Source organism: Bacteroides sp. RTP31139st1_H2_RTP31139_211217, from assembly GCF_040227615.1.
Lineage (GTDB): Bacteria > Bacteroidota > Bacteroidia > Bacteroidales > Bacteroidaceae > Bacteroides > Bacteroides uniformis.
The window spans coordinates 1-3,979 of record NZ_JBCNZM010000046.1 but is presented as its reverse complement, the minus strand read 5'-3'; the positions used below and the strand labels follow the sequence as shown (position 1 = coordinate 3,979).

The window sequence follows — 3,979 nt, the reverse complement described above, 5'->3', positions numbered from 1 at the left end:
GTGTTTCGTCTGCGGCAAAGGAGGGGATGTAATCCAGTTTGTCCAGGATCATGAGAACATGTCATTCAACGAGGCTGTCACCTGGCTGGCTGGCCGTGCGGGAATCCCTCTCCCTGAACGGGTGATGTCCGATGAGGAAATGGTCAGGGTAAAGGAACGTGAAGCGCAGCGTATAGCGATGAAAGGCGCCGCATCCTTTTTCGAGAAGCATCTTCCGGAGGCGCAACTTTATCTGCATGACAGAGGGTTCAGCCTGGATGACAAGGTTCTGAAAGATTTTAGAATTGGATATGCCCCGGCAGGCAACCTGGCTAAAAAGGAGATGCTTGCAGCCGGATTTTCCGAACAGAAGCTGCTTGAAACAGACATCCTGAAGAGAAGCGAGAAGAACTTCACCTTTGACACTTTCAAGGACCGCATCATGTTTCCCTATTTTGACATCAAGGGCAACATAAACGGATATACCGGACGCTGGCTGACTCCGCAGGAAAACACCGGCAAGTACGTCAATACCGGGGACACGCCGTTGTTTAAGAAAGGTACTCACCTTTTCGGTCTGTACCAGGCACGTACTGCCATTGCAAGATATGATTGTGCGTATATAGTCGAAGGCCAGTTCGATGCCATGTCCATGCACAAGTTCGGTGTCTGCAATACCGTTGCCACCAGCGGAACCGCACTGACTCCGGAACAGATACAGCTGCTTGGCCGGTTCACCCATCGCGTGATACTTGTATATGACGCGGATGCAGCCGGGCTGAAAGCGTCACTGGCCAACTGTGAGGCTTTTCTGCGTGCGGGTTTCCAGGTCAGTGCAGTCCCGCTTCCTGATGGGAAGGATCCCGATAATATTGCCCAGGAGCAGAAACTTGAAACCGGGAAATGGCTTGCAAACCGGGAACAGAATTTCCTTCAATATTTTGCCATCTCCTTACGAGGCAAGAATCCCGGAACCGACCCAAACAGAGAGGAAGAGGCAATGCAACGGCTTTCAACCCTCATATCTGTCATCCCTTCGGAAACGCTTCTTCTCAAGTGCATAGAGATAATGGCCGGGATTTTCGGCTGCAACACTGAAGTCATCCAGCGGAAAGTGAATTCCATCTTGCGGCAGCGGAAGACAGCTTCCATCAAGGAGAAAGACAAGATGGCGCCCGGCATATATGGTATCGATATGATTGCAGAGGCACGTAGCGGAAATGAGCCTTGTATACTGACATCAAATTATCAGGAGTTCCTCACCTTGTATGGAGATGCCCCAATAGCATACGTCCATGGCATTCCTGGAATGAATGACATACAGCAGTTACGCCAGGCAGGCCAGATGTTTACCTCTGACAGCGATGGCCTTACCATTGCAAAGGACGGCACGGAATCCGGTTACCTTGCCGGATTATCTGCCATTTTCCGTGCCGGTATCTCTAATATCACCATAACGGTTGAACGGGATGTCCAGGATAACGATGACGACGGGGAAGAAAGTGACGACGAGGAGAACATGGATGGGGAGGCAAATGATATCATCGAGACTTTCAGCTTTGTGAAATTCTACGTATTCCTGCACAAATGTTTTTTTAAGACCTATAATGGCGAACGTACTTCCTATATCGAACGTTGTGCCGAAATAATCAGTTACGCGGAAGATTCGGTACGCATCATCAATTTTACCTACTTTCAGAATTGCTTGGGGCTGACCAAGCAAGCCTTGAATGAAATAGTCAGACCTTACCTGGCCAAACGTAAGTCACGCATGCTCATCAATGCACAGCGGACAGACGACGATTATATTGAAGATAATTATGATCCGAACGAACTTCCCCGTTATGTCCAAGACAATCCGGAATATCTGCAGATGTTTCAAGAATTCAATTACTATCCGAAACTCAACAAGCAGGGTGAGCCGGTATGCTATCTTTTCAAGAATGAAAAGTCGGGTTACACTTTGGTGGGTGACTTCTACATGATTCCACTTCTGCACATATATTCGGATAACGACGAGGAAAACAAGCGTGTCCTTAGAATAAATCGTCGTAAATTCAAAACACCACTTTATATTGAGGTAAACTCCAAGGTTTTAGCCAAGAAAAGCACTCTTGTAGAAAAATTAGTTATGTTGGAAGCAGTAAATTTCTACAATGGCGAAGAAAAGCATTGGGAAAAAATACGTACATATATGAGCAATAATTATATTACTTGTAGAGAAATTATCACATATGGGAACCAGCAGGAAGACGGTTTTTCCCGACGGGAAGACCAGCAGTTTTTTGCATTTGCCAACGGCATCTTCCATATTGTTGACGGAATGCCGAGATTTGATGCGGTAAATGAACTTGGAGTGGTCACCCACAATGGTAAGAATTATTATCTGCCGGCATTCTCCACCATATATGCAGGTTCCGGCAAGCAGTCCGACAAGTATGAACTTATTTCACAGCTTGTCTATAAGGAAATCCCTATAGACAAACGTTGCACTTTCGACGAATGGGCTTCACTGATGGACCGTGTATATAAAATCAACGACAATGGGAAATGGGCCATTCTATTTGCCATCATGTGCGCTTTCCGAAGCAATATACACTGCATAGACCGATTGTTTACAGCGCCATTCTTTATGGGGCCGATGTCGTCCGGAAAAACACAGATTGCGATATCCATCCGTTCCCTATTCATCTCCCCCAAAATACCGATTTTCAACCTGAACATCGGTACCGATGCCGCCATGTCTACATTGATGAGCACTTTCCGGGATGTACCGGTTGTCCTTGATGAATACAACAATAAAGATATATCAGATATAAAGTTCCAGGCACTTAAAGGAATAGTATATGATGGCGATGGAAGACAGAAGCGTAAAGGCACATCCGGCAAGGAGATAGAAAACGACAAGGTGTACGCGCCGGTTGTCATTTGCGGCCAGGAAACTCCCCAACGTGACGACAATGCACTTATGTCACGTATTATAGTCTGCGAAGTCCCCAAACCGAAAAACCGAACCCAAGAGGAAGTGGAGCTTTTCAACAAACTCAAGGATATAGAGGACCCGGCCAAAATAGGGTTGTCGAATGTCCTCTTTGAAGTCCTTCAGCTACGTCCGCTGGTGATGCAGTATTTCCGGGCACTGAAGCAGAAGTCCTATGATGAATTGAAGCAGGCACTGGTGAATGCCGGTGAGATTGACCGGCTCATGAAGACTGCATCATTGTTTCTGGCGACATGCAGACTGATTGAGAATTATACAGAATTGAAATTACCGTTCACCTATGAGGAGTTTTTTAAAATAGCCTGCGATAAAATCAAATTCCAGGTGGAACTGATTTCAAAGACGGATAAGCTGGCTACATTCTTCAAGGCTATGGATGTGATGATTGATACCAAGGCTATCAGAGAAGGCAGGGACTTCGCCATTGATACACCGGAACGAATCACCATCAAGCTGCCCGGAGGAGAAAAAAAGGAGGTTCCTGTTCCTGCAGGAACCCGTGTGTTATTCCTACGCGTTAGTACCATCTATACGCAGTACGCACGTTCTTCTTATAATCAGGAAGACTCAACGCAGTCGACCATCGAGCAGAACCTCCGCTCCCATCCCAGTTACTTGGGCTTTGTCCATGCACGCCGGTTCAACTGGTATGAAGTCGTGGAGGTACCACGCGGCGGTTTCGAGGAAGATACTCCCAATGAAACCGGAATTCCGGTAAAGCTCAACAATGACATGGTGCGTAAAGTTGAGAAGAAGTGTACCAATTCCAGTTGCATAGCTATCAACTACGAAATTTTCAGAGAATTATATAGCATTGATTTGCAACGCGGTTCTGAAGAATCCCGTGTTGACGATAATCCCGACAATGACCCTATCGGAGTAATCGGTGCCCCCCAGGAGCTGAAGTTCTGATGTTACATTTCTAAAGTTTCCCACCCCTTAAAACACTAACTTTTCTCATTTTCCTTTGTCTGTCTTCCCCCATATCCATTGACTGTT

Annotated in this window: 1 protein-coding gene; it reads left to right on the top strand. The window is 46.4% G+C overall.

From position 1 onward, the window contains the following. The coding region (locus tag ABUA47_RS09725; protein WP_349831568.1) for a DNA primase at nt 1–3,892 on the top strand (3,892 nt) is incomplete at its 5' end. Between the last annotated feature and the right edge of the window lie 87 nt (nt 3,893–3,979).